At 72.1% G+C, this 14,851-nt stretch carries 13 protein-coding genes; 3 read left to right on the top strand and 10 right to left on the bottom strand.

All coding sequences use genetic code 11. The features are described from left to right. Nucleotides 1-89: 89 nt before the first annotated feature. From infB to rimP, 4 genes are all read right to left on the bottom strand, one after another. The gene (gene infB / locus AMK31_RS16325) at nt 90-3,128 is read right to left on the bottom strand and encodes a translation initiation factor IF-2 (protein ID WP_073941242.1); all 3,039 of its coding nucleotides are present in this window, start codon (nt 3,126-3,128) and stop codon (nt 90-92) included. A 149-nt stretch (nt 3,129-3,277) separates the two neighbouring features. Then, complete coding sequence (locus AMK31_RS16320) at nt 3,278-3,574, bottom strand: YlxR family protein (RefSeq protein WP_073941241.1); 297 nt, start codon at nt 3,572-3,574, stop codon at nt 3,278-3,280. A 132-nt stretch (nt 3,575-3,706) separates the two neighbouring features. After that, nucleotides 3,707-4,693: a transcription termination factor NusA gene (nusA, locus tag AMK31_RS16315; RefSeq protein ID WP_073941240.1), complete on the bottom strand. Its 987-nt coding sequence runs from the start codon at nt 4,691-4,693 to the stop codon at nt 3,707-3,709. A gap of 2 nt (nt 4,694-4,695) precedes the next feature. Then, nucleotides 4,696-5,205, bottom strand: a complete 510-nt coding sequence (gene rimP, locus AMK31_RS16310; protein WP_073941239.1) for a ribosome maturation factor RimP — start codon at nt 5,203-5,205, stop codon at nt 4,696-4,698. A gap of 204 nt (nt 5,206-5,409) precedes the next feature. On the opposite strand from rimP, the gene AMK31_RS16305 reads away from it, so the two are divergent. The 3 genes from AMK31_RS16305 to AMK31_RS16295 all read left to right on the top strand — a co-directional run bounded on the left by AMK31_RS16305 (nt 5,410) and on the right by AMK31_RS16295 (nt 7,447). Continuing rightward, entirely contained in the window at nt 5,410-5,961 is a 552-nt protein-coding gene (locus AMK31_RS16305; protein WP_073941238.1) for a hypothetical protein, read from the top strand. A 91-nt stretch (nt 5,962-6,052) separates the two neighbouring features. Further along, nucleotides 6,053-6,520: a ferritin-like domain-containing protein gene (locus AMK31_RS16300; RefSeq protein WP_073941237.1), complete on the top strand. Its 468-nt coding sequence runs from the start codon at nt 6,053-6,055 to the stop codon at nt 6,518-6,520. A 27-nt stretch (nt 6,521-6,547) separates the two neighbouring features. Next, nucleotides 6,548-7,447, top strand: a complete 900-nt coding sequence (locus AMK31_RS16295; protein ID WP_073941236.1) for an aminoglycoside phosphotransferase family protein — start codon at nt 6,548-6,550, stop codon at nt 7,445-7,447. Between the two features lie 65 nt (nt 7,448-7,512). On the opposite strand, the gene AMK31_RS16290 is transcribed toward AMK31_RS16295, so the two are convergent. The 6 genes from AMK31_RS16290 to dxr form a co-directional block, all read right to left on the bottom strand. Beyond that, complete coding sequence (locus AMK31_RS16290) at nt 7,513-9,219, bottom strand: proline--tRNA ligase (RefSeq protein WP_073941235.1); 1,707 nt, start codon at nt 9,217-9,219, stop codon at nt 7,513-7,515. 73 nt (nt 9,220-9,292) lie between these two features. Continuing rightward, on the bottom strand, nt 9,293-9,832 hold the full coding sequence (locus tag AMK31_RS16285) for a GNAT family N-acetyltransferase (protein ID WP_073941234.1): 540 nt from the start codon (nt 9,830-9,832) through the stop codon (nt 9,293-9,295). A 47-nt stretch (nt 9,833-9,879) separates the two neighbouring features. Next, the gene (locus tag AMK31_RS16280) at nt 9,880-10,728 is read right to left on the bottom strand and encodes a GNAT family N-acetyltransferase (RefSeq protein ID WP_073941233.1); all 849 of its coding nucleotides are present in this window, start codon (nt 10,726-10,728) and stop codon (nt 9,880-9,882) included. Between the two features lie 167 nt (nt 10,729-10,895). Then, a complete protein-coding gene (gene ispG, locus AMK31_RS16275) occupies nt 10,896-12,053 on the bottom strand; it encodes a flavodoxin-dependent (E)-4-hydroxy-3-methylbut-2-enyl-diphosphate synthase (protein WP_073941232.1) in 1,158 nt (385 codons plus the stop codon). Nucleotides 12,054-12,224: 171 nt separating this feature from the next. Then, nucleotides 12,225-13,517 carry a M50 family metallopeptidase gene (locus AMK31_RS16270; RefSeq protein WP_107468631.1) on the bottom strand — a complete coding sequence of 431 codons (1,293 nt, stop codon included), beginning with the start codon at nt 13,515-13,517 and terminating at the stop codon, nt 12,225-12,227. Nucleotides 13,518-13,525: 8 nt separating this feature from the next. After that, nucleotides 13,526-14,788, bottom strand: a complete 1,263-nt coding sequence (gene dxr / locus AMK31_RS16265; protein WP_073941230.1) for a 1-deoxy-D-xylulose-5-phosphate reductoisomerase — start codon at nt 14,786-14,788, stop codon at nt 13,526-13,528. Between the last annotated feature and the right edge of the window lie 63 nt (nt 14,789-14,851).

Genomic DNA, 14,851 nt, shown 5'->3' with positions numbered 1-14,851 from the left:
CCCGGCTCGCGCGGTTCCCCGCGCCCCTTCGGGCACGGACAGTGGCCGACGGGAGAAATCTCCCGTCGGCCACTGTCAGGCACTAGGCCTTACGCGCGCGGCTTCTCGCGCATCTCGTACGTCGCGATGACGTCGTCGACCTTGATGTCGTTGAAGTTGCCGAGGTTGATACCACCCTCGTAGCCTTCGCGGATCTCGGTGACGTCGTCCTTGAAGCGACGCAGGCCCTCGATGTTGAGGTTCTCCGCGACGACCTTGCCGTCGCGGATGAGGCGCGCCTTGGTGTTGCGCTTGACCTCGCCCGACCGGATGAGCACACCGGCGATGTTGCCCAGCTTGGACGACTTGAAGACCTCGCGGATCTCCGCCGTACCGAGCTCGACCTCCTCGTACTCCGGCTTGAGCATGCCCTTGAGGGCCGCCTCGATCTCCTCGATCGCCTGGTAGATGACCGAGTAGTACCGGACGTCCACGCCCTCGCGCTCGGCCATCTGCGCCGCGCGGCCGGCCGCGCGGACGTTGAAGCCGATCACGATGGCGTCCGAGCCCATCGCCAGGTCGATGTCGGACTCCGTGACCGCACCGACACCGCGGTGCAGGACGCGGATGTCGACCTCTTCGCCGACGTCCAGCTGGAGCAGCGAGGACTCGAGGGCCTCGACGGAACCGGAAGCGTCACCCTTGATGATCAGGTTCAGCTGCTGGACCTCGCCCGCCTTCAGGACCTTGTCCAGGTCCTCGAGCGAGACGCGGCGCGTGCGCTTGGCGAAGGCCGCGTTGCGCTCGCGGGCGGCGCGCTTCTCGGCGATCTGACGGGCCGTACGGTCCTCGTCGACCACCAGGAAGTTGTCGCCCGCACCCGGGACGTTGGTCAGGCCCAGGACCTGAACCGGCGTCGACGGGCCGGCCTCGGCGACGTTGTTGCCGTTGTCGTCGAGCATGGCGCGCACACGACCGTAGGCGTCGCCCACGACCATCGTGTCGCCGACCCGCAGCGTGCCTCGCTGGACGAGGACCGTCGCCACGGCACCGCGGCCGCGGTCGAGGCGGGACTCGATCGAGATGCCCTGCGCGTCCTGGTTCGGGTTGGCCCGCAGGTCGAGCGAGGCGTCGGCGGTGAGGACGACGGCCTCCAGGAGGCTGTCGATGTGCAGACCCTGCTTGGCGGAGATGTCGACGAACATCGTGTCGCCGCCGTACTCCTCGGCCACCAGGCCGTACTCGGTCAGCTGACCGCGCACCTTGGTCGGGTCGGCACCCTCGACGTCGATCTTGTTGACCGCGACGACGATCGGGACGTCGGCCGCCTTGGCGTGGTTGAGCGCCTCGACCGTCTGCGGCATGACGCCGTCGTTGGCCGCGACGACCAGGATCGCGATGTCGGTCGACTTCGCACCACGCGCACGCATGGCGGTGAACGCCTCGTGACCCGGGGTGTCGATGAAGGTGATCTTGCGCTCTTCGTCGTTGACCTCGGTCGAGACCTGGTAGGCACCGATGTGCTGGGTGATGCCGCCGGCCTCGCCCGCGATGACGTTCGTCTTGCGGATGGCGTCGAGCAGTCGGGTCTTACCGTGGTCGACGTGACCCATGACGGTGACGACCGGCGGACGGACCACCAGGTCCTCCTCGTCGCCCTCGTCCTCGCCGAACTCGATGTCGAAGGACTCGAGCAGCTCGCGGTCCTCCTCCTCCGGGCTGACGATCTGAACCTCGTAGTTCATCTCGCCCGCGAGGAGCTGGAGGGTCTCGTCGGAGACGGACTGGGTCGCGGTGACCATCTCGCCGAGGTTCATCATGACCGCGACGAGCGACGCCGGGTTGGCGTTGATCTTCTCCGCGAAGTCGGTGAGCGACGCGCCGCGGGAGAGACGGATGGTCTCGCCGTTGCCGCGCGGCAGCATCACGCCGCCGACGCTCGGGGCCTGCATGGCCTCGTACTCCTGGCGCCTCTGCCGCTTCGACTTGCGGCCGCGACGCGCGGGACCACCCGGGCGACCGAACGCGCCCTGCGTGCCACCACGGCCACCGGGACCGCCGGGACGGCCGCCGAAGCCGGGACGGCCACCGCCGCCGCCGAAGCCGCCGCCACCGCCGGGAGCACCCGGACGACCGGCGAAGCCGCCGCCACCGCCCGGACGACCGGCGCCACCGCCGCCGCCGGGACGGCCGGCGAAGCCGCCGCCACCCGGCCGACCGGCGCCGCCGGGACGACCCGCACCACCCGGACCGCGGCCACCGGGGCCGGGACGCGGGCCGGCAGCGGGACGCTGCGGCATCATGCCGGGGTTCGGACGCGGGCCGGCGGGGCCGCCGCCGGGACGCGGACCGCCCTGCGGACGCGGCATCGAGCCCGGGGTCGGACGGGAGCCGCCCGGAGCCTGCGGACGCGGACCGCCGCCCTGGCCGCCGGGGGCCTGCGGACGGGGACCGGCGCCGGGGGCACCGGGGCCGCCGGGACGCGGGGCGCCCTGCGGACGGGGCGCCTGCGGGCGCGCCATGCCGGCGTTGCCGCCGGACGTGAAGGGGTTGTTGCCCGGACGCGGACCGGCCGGACGGGCACCGGGACGCGGCGCCTGGGAGCCGGGACGGCCACCCTGCGCGGCGGGGCGCTGACCACCCTGCTGACCCTGACCGGGCGCGGGACGCCCGCCGGGCTTCGGGGCACCCGGACGGGGACCGCCGGGCTTGGGCGCGGCGGACGGAGCCGGAGCCGACGGCGGAGCGGTGAACTCCGGGGCGGCCGGCGCCGGACGCGGCGCGGGCTTCGGACCCGGCACCGGACGCGGGCCGGGGGCCGGCGCGGGCGCCGAGGCCTGCTGGGCCACCGGGGCCGCGGGCTGCGGGGCCGTCGGCGGCTTGGGGGCGGCCGGCTTCGGAGCAGCCGGACGAGCCGCCTGCGCCGGGGAGGGCGCGGCGGGCTTGGGGGCGGCCTTGCGCGGGGCGGGCTTGGCGGACTTGCCGCTGCCGCCGCCCTGGAAGGCGTCAGTCAGTTTGCGTACAACCGGCGCTTCGATGGTCGAAGACGCCGAACGGACGAATTCACCGAGTTCCTGGAGCTTGGCCATGACGACCTTGCTCTCGACACCGAACTCCTTGGCGAGTTCGTAGACCCGGACCTTAGCCACTTCGCTCCTTTGAGGTCCGGGTTGCGTCCGGACCGTCGCTAGTTCATGGGCGTACTCATCGCGTACTCATCGAGTGCTCATCGCAATCTCGACCTGCTTTCGACTCGCGAGGTACCAAGCCGCACGGGGTTTTCCGTGCGGCACGCTTTCTACCGTGTTGCCTGCTCGGCAACTGTTGTCCGCTCGACGTACTGGCGCAACGCCATTGTTTCGAGCGCTCCCGGGGCGCGCAGTGCCCGCGTGAACGCCCGGCGGCGTACCGCCTGGTCGAGACAGACCAGGGCGGGGTGTACATATGCACCCCGGCCGGGCAGCGTACCGCGAGGATCGGGGACGCACTCGTCCTCGATCGCCACGATGCGCAGCAGTTCCGTCTTGGCCGCTCGCTCCCGGCACCCCACACAGGTGCGTTCAGGGCATGCGCGGACCGGCGTCCGGCCAGACACTCCTCAGTCTACCTCCCCGTACGCACCTCACCCCATTGGGGCAGGATTCGAACACTTGCCGCGCGACAACCTGTCGTGATCTGAGCGCCGCGCGGCTTGGATCTATTCCCCGGGATCTCAGTCCGCGGGATCTCAGTCCGCGGTCTGCTCGGTGTCCGGACGGATGTCGATCCGCCAGCCGGTGAGCCGGGCGGCGAGGCGGGCGTTCTGCCCCTCCTTGCCGATGGCCAGCGACAGCTGGTAGTCCGGCACCGTCACCCGCGCGGAGCGGGCGGCCATGTCCACGACCTCGACCTTCGACACCCGGGCCGGGGAGAGCGCGTTCGCCACCATCTCGGCCGGGTCGTCCGACCAGTCGACGATGTCGATCTTCTCGCCGTTCAGCTCGCCCATCACGTTGCGCACCCGGCCGCCCATCGGGCCGATGCAGGCGCCCTTGGCGTTCAGGCCCGAACGGGTGGAGCGGACGGCGATCTTCGTACGGTGACCGGCCTCACGGGCGATCGCGGCGATCTCGACGGAGCCGTCGGCGATCTCCGGGACCTCCAGCGCGAACAGTTTCTTCACCAGATTGGGGTGCGTGCGCGACAGGGTCACGGAGGGACCGCGGACACCCTTCGCCACCCGGACGACGTACGAGCGCAGCCGCATGCCGTGCGGGTAGGACTCGCCGGGCACCTGCTCCTGCACCGGCAGGATGGCCTCCAGCTTGCCGATGTCGACGAGCACGTTCTTGGGGTCGCGGCCCTGCTGGACCACGCCGGTGACGATGTCGCCCTCGCGGCCGGCGTACTCGCCGAGCGTCGCGTCGTCCTCGGCGTCGCGCAGCCGCTGCAGGATCACCTGCTTGGCGGTGGTGGCGGCGATACGGCCGAAGCCGGACGGGGTGTCGTCGAACTCGCGGGGCTCCTGGCCCTCTTCGAGGTCCTCCGGGTCCTCCTTCGCCCACACGGTCACGTGACCGGTCTCGCGGTTGAGCTCCACGCGCGCGTGTCGGCGGCTTCCCTCGGTGCGGTGGTAGGCGATGAGGAGGGCGGATTCGATGGCCTCGACCAGCAGGGAGAAAGAGATCTCCTTCTCCCGTACCAAGCCCCGCAGGGCACTCATGTCGATGTCCACGGCTACGCCTCCTCTTCCTTCTTGTGGGACTTCTCGTCCTTGCGGTTGAACTCGACCTGGACCCGCGCCTTGGCGATCTCCCCGAAGGCGAGCCTGCGCGCGGTGGGCTTGCGGCCCTTGACTCCGGGGACCTCGAGACCGACGCCCTCGTCGTCGACGGTGAGGATTCTGGCGACCAGTTCGCCGCCCTCCGCCAGCTGGAACCTCACCAGCCGGCCGGTGGCGCGCACATAGTGCCGGGGTTCCTTCAGCAGGCGCTCCGCGCCCGGCGTGCCGACCTCCAGGTCGTACGCCCCCTCGCCCATCGCGTCCGTCTCGTCGAGCTTCGCCGAGAGCGCGCGGCTCACATCGGCGATCTGGTCCAGGTCCGCCCCGGTGTCGGAGTCGACGACGACGCGCAGCACCCGCTTGCGTCCGACCGAGTCCACTGTGATCTCTTCGAGATCCAGGCCCTGGGAGCTGACGAGCGGTTCCAGTAGCTCTCGCAGCCTCTCGCTCTGGGTGGTGCTCATCCGGGTGACTCCTCGGCCGCGTGTGCTGTTGTGGGATGGGTCGCGTGTCAGGTGAAAGGGTATCCGGTCCCGGGGAGTGTTGCCGTCCACCTGTGTACGGGCGGTGCCGGTGAGTGGTGTCGGACACATGCGCGGGTACCGTGATCACGGGCGTGCCGCCGGGTGCCGCCCGTGACGTTCGTACGAGCCCCGAGGACACCCGCCGTGCCGTACTCCCCTCCGTCGCGCCTGCCCTTGGGGCCGCGCCGCAGAACCCTGCTCGCCTCGGCCGCCGGGGTGGCCCTGCTGACGGGCTGTTCCGCCGGGTCCGAGGACTCCGACGGCACCCGGGGCGGCGGCCCGTCCGCCGCGGACCGGGCACGTGCGCGTGCCGCCCGGGACAGCGGGCGGCTGGTCGAGCGGTACGACGCGGTGATCGCCGCGCACCCGGGGCTGGCGGAGCGGCTGACGCCGCTGCGGGCGGAGGTCGTACGGCACCGGGAGGCCTTCGGCGAGCCCGCCGCGTCGGCGTCCGCGACGGCGGCCGGCACGGCCTCGCCGACGGCGTCTCCGTCGCCGTCTCCGTCGGCGTCCGCGCCGGTCGTCCCCGGCGACGAGAAGGCCGCCCTCGCCGACCTGGCCACCGCCGAACGCACGCTCGCCGACGAGCGGGCGAAGGCCCTGCTGGACGTGCCGGGTGAACTGGCCCGCCTCCTGGCCTCCGTGGCGGCGGCCGGGGCGGCACACGCCTATCTGCTGGCGGAGACGGGCAAGTGAGCGCGGCACGCGGCACGAGCCGCCACGTGGACCGGGTGACGGAGCGGCAGGGTGCCGGGGCCGGGCAGGTACGGGCTTTGACGGGAGCGGGATGGTGAGTGAGGCGGCGCAGCGGGAGCTGGGGGCGTTGCAGGCGGCCCTGGCGGCGGAGCACGCGGCGGTGTACGGGTACGGGGTCGTCGGGGGGCGGATCCGGCAGGAGCGGCGCGCGGAGGCGCGGGCCGCGTACGACGCGCACCGCGCGCGGCGGGACGCCCTGGTGCGGGAGGTGCGGGACCTGGGCGGCACGCCGGTCGCCGCGGCCGCCGGGTACGCGCTGCCGTTCCCGGTGACGGACTCGGACACGGCCACCCGGCTCGCCGCCGAGCTGGAGGAGCGGGTGGCGGGGGTGTACTCCGACCTGGTCCGGGCGGCGGAGGGCGGCCGCCGGGGCACCGCGGCCGCCGCGCTGCGGGAGGCGGCGGTGCGGGCGGTGCGCTGGCGCGGCGGGAGCGTAGCCTTCCCTGGGCTCGCCGAACGGGCGGGCACCGCGTCGGCGTCGGCGACGCCCACGGCATAACGCGCACCGGAAGGGAACGACTCGCGTATGGCTTTCGAACCGCCGCGGCGTCTGGTCAGGGCGCTCGGTGAGAGCGCCCCGGACGGTGACGACTGGTTGGAGAAGCTGCCCGAGACGGCGCGGCACGCCGTCGCGCTACGCGAGTTGACCGTCGAGCGGGTGCAGGTGCCGGGCGGCCGCAGCAGCCTGGTCGTGCTCGTGCGGCGGCCCGACGGCACCCCCGCCGTGCTGAAGCTGGCGCCGTCCCGGGCCCGCCCGGAGAGCGAGCGGGCCGCGCTGGCGCACTGGGGCGGCCGGGGCGCCGTACAGCTGCTGGAGGACGAGTCGCCGGACGGCGCGCTGCTGCTGGAGCGGCTGCATCCGGACGTCTCGGTACGGTCGCTGCCGGAGGCGAAGGCGCTGCTGGAGGCGGCGGGCACGCTGCGCCGCCTGTGGGTGGCGCCGCCGGAGGGGCACGCTTTCGAGACGGTGGCCGGGCGGACGGGCAGGCAGGCCGCGGCGATGCGGGCGAGCGCGGAGGCGGACGCCGAGGTGGCGCCGCTGGTCGAGGTGGCGCTCGCGGCGCGCGCGGAGCTGCTGGCGGCACCGCCGGAGGAGCGGTTGCTGCACGGCACCTTCCGGCAGAGCAAGGTGCTCGGCGGGGAGCGGATGCCGTGGCTGGCGGTGGGCCCGGACCCGGTGGTCGGCGAACCCGCCTTCGACCTGGCGCGGCTGGTCCGCGACCGGGTGGAGGACCTGATCGCCTCGCCGTCGGGCGCGGCGACGACCCGCCGCCGGGTGAAGCGGCTCGCGGAGTCCCTGGACGTGGACCAGGACCGGCTGCGCGGCTGGACGCTGTTCCGGGCGGTGGAGTCGGGCGTACGGGCCCGCCGCGTCGGCCGGGAGCAGGACGCGGAGCTGTTGCTGGAGTTCGCCGGGTGGCTGTAGGCCCCCGGGGGTGACGGCGACGCCCGGGTGACCGTCCGTCACCCGGGCGTCCGCGTTCAAAGGTGTCAGGAAGCGGCCGTCAGGCGGGCGATCGCCTCGTCGACCGGCAGCTCCTCGCGCTCGCCCGTACGGCGGTCCTTGAGCTCGACCACGCCCTCGCCGGCCCGGCGGCCCGCGACGAGGATCTTCGGTACGCCGATCAGTTCCGAGTCGGTGAACTTCACGCCCGGGGAGACGCCCGCGCGGTCGTCCACCAGGACGCGCACTCCGGCCGCCGCCAGCTTGTCGGAGACCTCCAGGGCCAGTTCGGTCTGGAGGGCCTTGCCGGCCGCGACGACGTGGACGTCGGCCGGGGCGACCTCGGCGGGCCAGCACAGGCCCTTGTCGTCGGCGGTCTGCTCGGCGAGCGCGGCGACCGCGCGGGAGACGCCGATGCCGTAGGAGCCCATGGTCACGCGGACCGGCTTGCCGTTCTGGCCGAGGACGTCCAGCTTGAGGGCGTCGGTGTACTTGCGGCCCAGCTGGAAGATGTGGCCGATCTCGATGGCGCGGTCCAGCTTGAGGCCGGTGCCGCACTTCGGGCAGGGGTCGCCGTCCTGCACCACGACGACGTCGACGTACTCGTCGACCTCGAAGTCGCGGCCGGCGACCACGTTCTTGGTGTGGGTGTTCGCCTTGTTGGCGCCGGTGATCCAGGCCGTGCCGGGGGCCACGCGCGGGTCGGCGACGTACTTGACCTTGTCCAGGCCCCGCGGGCCGACGTAGCCGCGGACCAGGTCGGGGCGGGTCGCGAAGTCCGCCTCGGTGACCATCTCGACGACCGCCGGGGCGAAGTGCGCCTCGACCTTGCCCATGTCGACCTCGCGGTCGCCGGGCACGCCGACGGCGACGATCTCGCCGTCGACCTTCACCAGGAGGTTCTTCAGGGTGGCGGAGGCCGGGACGCCGAGGGAGGCGGCCAGGGTCTCGATGGTCGGGGTGTCCGGGGTGGGGATGTCCTCGGCGGCGGGGACGCCGGAGGCGTCGGCCGGCTTCAGCTCGTAGGTGATCGCCTCGGTGTTGGCGGCGAAGTCGCAGTTCGGGCAGTCCGCGAAGGTGTCCTCGCCGGCCTCGGCGGGGGCCAGGAACTCCTCGGACTTGGAGCCGCCCATGGCGCCGGCGGTGGCGGCGCAGATGCGGTAGTCGAGGCCGAGCCGCTGGAAGACCTTCTGGTACGCCTGGCGGTGCAGGGCGTAGGACTGGGCGAGGCCCTCGTCCTCCAGGTCGAAGGAGTACGAGTCCTTCATCAGGAACTCGCGGCCGCGCAGGATGCCGGCGCGGGGGCGGGCCTCGTCCCGGAACTTGGTCTGGATCTGGTAGAGGATCACCGGCAGGTCCTTGTAGGAGGACGCCTGGTCCTTCACCAGCAGGGTGAAGATCTCCTCGTGGGTCGGGCCGAGGAGGTAGTCGCCGCCCTTGCGGTCCTGGAGGCGGAAGAGTTCGGCGCCGTACTCGTTCCAGCGGCCGGTGGCCTCGTACGGCTCGCGGGGCAGCAGGGCGGGCAGCAGCACCTCCTGGGCGCCGATGGCGTCCATCTCCTCGCGGACGATGCGCTCCACGTTGGCGAGGACCTTCTTGCCGAGCGGCAGCCAGGTCCACACGCCCGCGGCGGTCCGGCGGACGTAACCGGCGCGGACGAGCAGCTTGTGGCTGAGGACCTCGGCGTCCGCCGGGTCGTCGCGCAGGGTCTTCGCCATCAACTGGGACATGCGCTGGACCGGTGCGTTGGCCATGGTTCTCGTACTCCTGCTGCGGTAAGGGTGGTGCTAGGAGGTTAGCCGGGCGGGACTGGACGGTGGAAATCGGTTAACGGCGGCGCAGCGGGAGCGGGGCGCCCATCACGGCGTACGGCCGGGGCGCGCTGGGGAAGACGACGCGGCGGGCCAGGTCCTGGTAGCCGAGGGAGTGGTAGAGGCCGCGGGCCGGGCTGTCGGTGTCGATCGCGGAGAGGATCGAGCGGGGTTCGGTGGCGCTGTCGGTGATCGTGGTGATCAGCGCGCGGCCGATGCCGCGGTTCTGGTGGCGCGGGTGGACGTGCAGCTCGGTGATGACGAAGGAGTCGTCGAGCCAGCCGTCGTTGCCCTGGGCCCGCAGGTAGGGCTCCACGACGGTCGACCACCAGTGGGTGCGGCTGTTGGGCATGCCGTAGACGAATCCGGCGAGGAGGCCGTCGGAGGTGGTGGCGCCGAGGGCGCGGGCGCCCGGGTAGTTCATGTGGCGCAGCACGATCTGGCGGCGTACGGCGACTTCGTCCGGGCCGAGACCGAAGGCCAGGGCTTGGACGGCCAGCGCTTCGTCGACGTGGGCGGGGAGGTCGAGGGCGGCGATCGTGATGTCGCGAAGCATGGCGCGAGCCTACAGCGGGCGGGGGCGGGTCAGAACAGCGCGCCGTCTCAGAAGAGCACGCTCATGAAAGCGCCGACCTCCTGGAAACCCACCCGGTGATACGTCCGCCGTGCCGCCGTGTTGAAGTCGTTGACGTACAGGCTGACCACGGGGGCGACGTCGGCGAGGGCGTAGCGCAGGACCGCCGCCATGCCGGGGGCCGCGAGGCCTCGCCCCCGGTACTCGGGGGCCACCCACACGCCCTGGATCTGGCAGGCCTGGGGGGTCGCCGCGCCGATCTCCGCCTTGAAGACGACCTTGCCGCGCTCGTCGAGGCGGGCGAAGGAGCGGCCGGATCCGACGAGTTCGGCGACGCGTGCCTGGTAGAGCAGGCCGCCGTCGCCGGCTATCGGGGAGACGCCGACCTCCTCGGTGAACATGGCCACGCACGCCGGCATGATCGTCTCCATCTCGTCCTTGCGGACGCGACGGACGTACGGGTCGGGGGCTATGCCGGCCGGCATGCGGTCGGTGATCATGAGCGGCTGGTGGGCGCGGACCTCGCGGGCCGGGCCCCAGTGCGGTTCCAGCAGCCGCCACAGCTGGGCGGTGGGTCCGGCGGGTCCGACGATGGAGGAGCAGCGGCGGCCGCCCCGGCGGGCGCGGTCGGCGAAGGCGCGCACGGCACGGTCGGTGGCGCAGATGGGGACGAGGTTGGCGCCCGCGTAGCACAGCGACGTGAGCATGCCGTCCTCGTACCAGCCCCACATCTCGCCGCCGAGGCGCCACGGGTCGAGGCCGGCGACCTCGACCCGGGAGGTCACGAAGGCGTTGTTGACCGGCTCGCGGTGCAGGACCGCGAGCGCGGCGTCCAGGTCGCTCGGTTCGAGGACCCGGGAGGTCGTCTGGGTGAGCACGTGCGGGGCCCTCCGGGGTCAGCTGCTGGTCTCCGCACTGTACCCGCGGAAGCTGAGCGGCGTCCTTTCGTGAGGTCCGCCCACTGACTCGGCAGGTCCTGTCCGTGCGCGGCTGACCGTCCGCTGTGGCTGATCGCGCCGTTCCCCGCGCCCCTTCAGGGCGTTGCTCAGCCGGCGACCGCCACGGAAGGCTCGCCCGAAGCGACGCCGTCCTTCTCCATCTGCTCGGCGAGCTTCATGGCCTCCTCGATCAGGGTTTCCACGATCTTGGACTCGGGGACGGTCTTGATGACCTCGCCCTTGACGAAGATCTGGCCCTTGCCGTTGCCGGAGGCGACGCCGAGGTCGGCCTCGCGGGCCTCGCCGGGGCCGTTGACGACGCAGCCCATGACGGCGACGCGCAGCGGGACCTCCATGCCGGTCAGGCCGGCGGTGACCTCCTCGGCCAGCTTGTAGACGTCGACCTGGGCGCGGCCGCAGGACGGGCAGGAGACGATCTCGAGGCCGCGCTGGCGGAGGTTCAGGGACTCCAGGATCTGGATGCCGACCTTGACCTCCTCGGCGGGCGGGGCGCTCAGCGACACCCGGATCGTGTCGCCGATGCCCTGGGAGAGCAGGGCGCCGAAGGCGACGGCCGACTTGATGGTGCCCTGGAAGGCGGGGCCGGCCTCGGTGACGCCGAGGTGGAGGGGGTAGTCGCACTGGGCGGCCAGCTGCCGGTAGGCCTCGATCATCACGACCGGGTCGTTGTGCTTGACCGAGATCTTGATGTCGCGGAAGTCGTGCTCCTCGAACAGCGACGCCTCCCACAGCGCGGACTCGACCAGCGCCTCCGGGGTGGCCTTGCCGTACTTCTGGAGCAGTCGCCGGTCCAGCGAGCCCGCGTTGACGCCGATGCGGATCGGAGTGCCGTGGTCCTTGGCGGCCTTGGCGATCTCCTTGACCTTGTCGTCGAACTGCTTGATGTTGCCGGGGTTCACGCGGACCGCGGCGCAGCCGGCCTCGATGGCCGCGAAGACGTACTTCGGCTGGAAGTGGATGTCGGCGATGACCGGGATCTGCGACTTGCGGGCGATGGTCGCGAGGGCGTCGGCGTCGTCCTGGGTGGGGCAGGCGACGCGGACGATCTGGCAGCCGGAGGCGGTCAGCTCGGCGATCTGCTGGAGGGTGGCGCCGATGTCCGACGTGCGGGTCGTCGTCATGGACTGGACCGAGACCGGCGCGTCCCCGCCGACCGCCACGGACCCGACCTGGATCTGCCGGCTCTTGCGGCGCTCGGCGAGCTTGGTCGGAACGGACGGCATGCCGAGAGAAATCGCAGTCATCTGCTGTGCAACCCCAAGTCGTGGATCAAGGTCCCGGTCCCGTTCAGCGGCGGGCTCCAGGCTTCGAGATTACGGCACGGGCCATGGCCCGAGCACATCACACCCGTAAACCACCCGATGGGGGCGGCGGCCCGGCGGTGAACGCGCCGGGCCGTCGGGAACGCCGCGTGGCTAGGAGATTCTGACCGGGTTAACGACGTCCGCGATCAGTACCAGGATGGTGAAGCAGACGAAGATCCCGGCCACCACGTAGGCCACCGGCATCAGCTTCGCCACGTCGAACGGGCCGGGGTCGGGGCGGCGCAGCAGCCGGGCGGTGTTGCGGCGCAGCGACTCCCACAGGGCGCCCGCGATGTGCCCGCCGTCGAGCGGGAGCAGCGGGAGCATGTTGAACAGGAACAGGGACAGGTTGAAGCCCGCGACCAGCATCAGGGCCATCGCCAGTTGCTGGGTCGGGGGGATGTCCAGGGTGAAGATCTCGCCGCCGACGCGGGCCGCGCCGACCACGCCCATCGGGGAGTCGGGCTCGCGGGGGGCGCCGTCGAAGGCCGCGTTCCACAGGGCGGGGATCTTGCCGGGCAGGGCGGCGAGGGAGTCGACGGCCTCGCCGACCCGGTCGCCCATCCAGGTCACGGAGTCCCCGAAGTCCTGTTTGACCACGCCGGTGGCGGCGCTGAAGCCGAGGAAGCCGGCGGTGACGTACTCGCCCTCGACGATCTGGCCGCTGCCGTCCTTCTTGGCGACCTGGTTGGTGGCGATCGTGGCGTGCAGGGTGACTTCCTCGCCCTTGCGGTCGACGACGATCGCGACCTTCTCGCCGGGGTGGGAGCGGATCAGGTCGGAGAGCCGGTTCCAGTTGTCGGTGCGGACGCCGTCGAACGCGACGATCTTGTCGCCCGCGCGCAGGCCCGCGGCGGCGGCCGGGGAGTCGGGGTCGGACTTCTTGCAGGTGTCGCGGGCCTGGCTCTGCGGGACCACGCACTTCTGGACCTCGCTGACCGTGGTGGTCTGCTGGGTGACGCCGAAGCCCATGAGGACGACGAGGAACAGCGCGACGGCCAGCACCAGGTTCATGAACGGGCCCGCGAACATCACGATGACCCGTTTCCACGGCTTGCGGGTGTAGAAGAGGCGGGTCTCGTCGCCCGGCTTCAGCTCCTCGAAGGCGGCGGAGCGGGCGTCCTCGATCATGCCGCGCCACGGGGAGGTGGAGCGGGCCTCCAGCTTGCCGTCGGGGCCCGGCGGGAACATGCCGATCATGCGGATGTAGCCGCCGAACGGGATGGCCTTGACGCCGTACTCGGTCTCGCCCTTCTTGCGCGACCAGATGGTCGGGCCGAAGCCGACCATGTACTGCGGCACGCGGATGCCGAACATCTTGGCCGTGGACAGATGCCCCAGCTCGTGCCAGGCGATGGAGATCAGCAGGCCGACCGCGAAGACGACTATGCCGAGGATCATCATCAGGGTCGTCATGCACGGACCTCCGCCGTCATCGCCGTCAGTTCCCGGGCCCGGGTCCGCGCCCAGGTCTCCGCTTCGAGGACGTCCGCGACGGTGAGCGAGGTTCCCGTGCGCGGGGTGCCGTGCTCCTCGACGACCCGGGTCACGGTCTCGATGATCCCGTTGAACGGCAGTGCGCCGCCGCGGAACGCCTCCACGCACTCCTCGTTGGCCGCATTGAACACCGCCGGGGCGGTGCCCGCGAGCTCACCGACGTGCCGGGCGAGGTTCACGGAGGGGAAGGCCTCGTTGTCGAGCGGGAAGAATTCCCAGGTCGAGGCCTTGCTCCAGTCGAAGGCCGGGGCCGCGTCCGGGACGCGCTCCGGCCAGCCGAGACCGATGGCGATCGGCCCCCGCATGTCGGGGGGCGTCGCCTGGGCCAGCGTCGATCCGTCCGTGAACTCCACCATCGAGTGAACATACGACTGCGGGTGCACGACGACCTCAATGCGGTCGAAGGGAATGTCGTAGAGGAGGTGCGCCTCGATGACCTCCAGGCCCTTGTTGACGAGGGTCGCGGAGTTGATGGTGATCACCGGGCCCATGGCCCAGGTGGGGTGGGCGAGGGCGTCCTCGACGGTGACGGCGGCCAGCTCGGCCTTGGTGCGGCCGCGGAAGGGACCGCCGGAGGCCGTGACGACGAGCTTGCGCACATCCGCCCGGGTGCCGGCGGCGAGGGCCTGGAAGAGGGCGGCGTGCTCGGAGTCGACCGGGATGATCTGGCCGGGCTTGGCGAGCGCCTTGACCAGCGGGCCGCCGACGATGAGCGACTCCTTGTTGGCGAGCGCGAGGGTGCGGCCCGCCTCCAGGGCGGCGAGGGTCGGGGCGAGGCCGATGGACCCGGTGATGCCGTTCAGCACGGTGTGGCAGTCGGAGGCGGCCAGGTGGGTGGCGGCCTCCGGTCCGGCCAGGATCTCGGGCAGCGGCTCCCCGGGGCCGTACTCGGCGCTCAGGGCCTCGCGCAGCGCCGGTACGACGTCCTCGCGGGCGACCGCGACGGCCCGCACCCGCAGCCGGCGGGCCTGCTCGGCGAGCAGGGCGACCCGGCCGCCGTTGGCGGAGAGCCCGGTGACCCGGAACCGGTCCGGGTTGCGCAGCACGAGGTCGATGGCCTGGGTGCCGATCGACCCGGTGGAGCCGAGGATCACCACGTCCTTCGGTCCGTCGGCCGTCACCGGGTCGTAGACGAGGTGCGGGTCGGCGAGTGGGGCTGGACTTGGACTGTCGCTCATTCCTCCATTGTTGCCGCAAGCGGAGGACGCCAGGACAGCACGTCCCTCGGGTGGGTGTCGCCG

The organism is Streptomyces sp. TSRI0107 (assembly GCF_001905845.1).
Lineage (GTDB): Bacteria > Actinomycetota > Actinomycetes > Streptomycetales > Streptomycetaceae > Streptomyces.
Note: the sequence above shows the minus strand (reverse complement) of the source record. Positions and strands in the feature narration are given on the sequence as shown.

What these genes read in the sequence shown, in the direction of transcription:
- AMK31_RS16285 (WP_073941234.1), bottom strand. Translation starts at nt 9,832, where the DNA reads ATGCTTCGCGACATCACGATCGCCGCCCTCGACCTCCCCGCCCACGTC.
- AMK31_RS16295 (WP_073941236.1), top strand. Translation starts at nt 6,548, where the DNA reads ATGGCTTTCGAACCGCCGCGGCGTCTGGTCAGGGCGCTCGGTGAGAGC.
- AMK31_RS16300 (WP_073941237.1), top strand. Translation starts at nt 6,053, where the DNA reads ATGGTGAGTGAGGCGGCGCAGCGGGAGCTGGGGGCGTTGCAGGCGGCC.
- AMK31_RS16270 (WP_107468631.1), bottom strand. Translation starts at nt 13,517, where the DNA reads ATGATGATCCTCGGCATAGTCGTCTTCGCGGTCGGCCTGCTGATCTCC.
- AMK31_RS16290 (WP_073941235.1), bottom strand. Translation starts at nt 9,219, where the DNA reads ATGGCCAACGCACCGGTCCAGCGCATGTCCCAGTTGATGGCGAAGACC.
- rimP (WP_073941239.1), bottom strand. Translation starts at nt 5,205, where the DNA reads ATGAGCACCACCCAGAGCGAGAGGCTGCGAGAGCTACTGGAACCGCTC.
- ispG (WP_073941232.1), bottom strand. Translation starts at nt 12,053, where the DNA reads ATGACTGCGATTTCTCTCGGCATGCCGTCCGTTCCGACCAAGCTCGCC.
- dxr (WP_073941230.1), bottom strand. Translation starts at nt 14,788, where the DNA reads ATGAGCGACAGTCCAAGTCCAGCCCCACTCGCCGACCCGCACCTCGTC.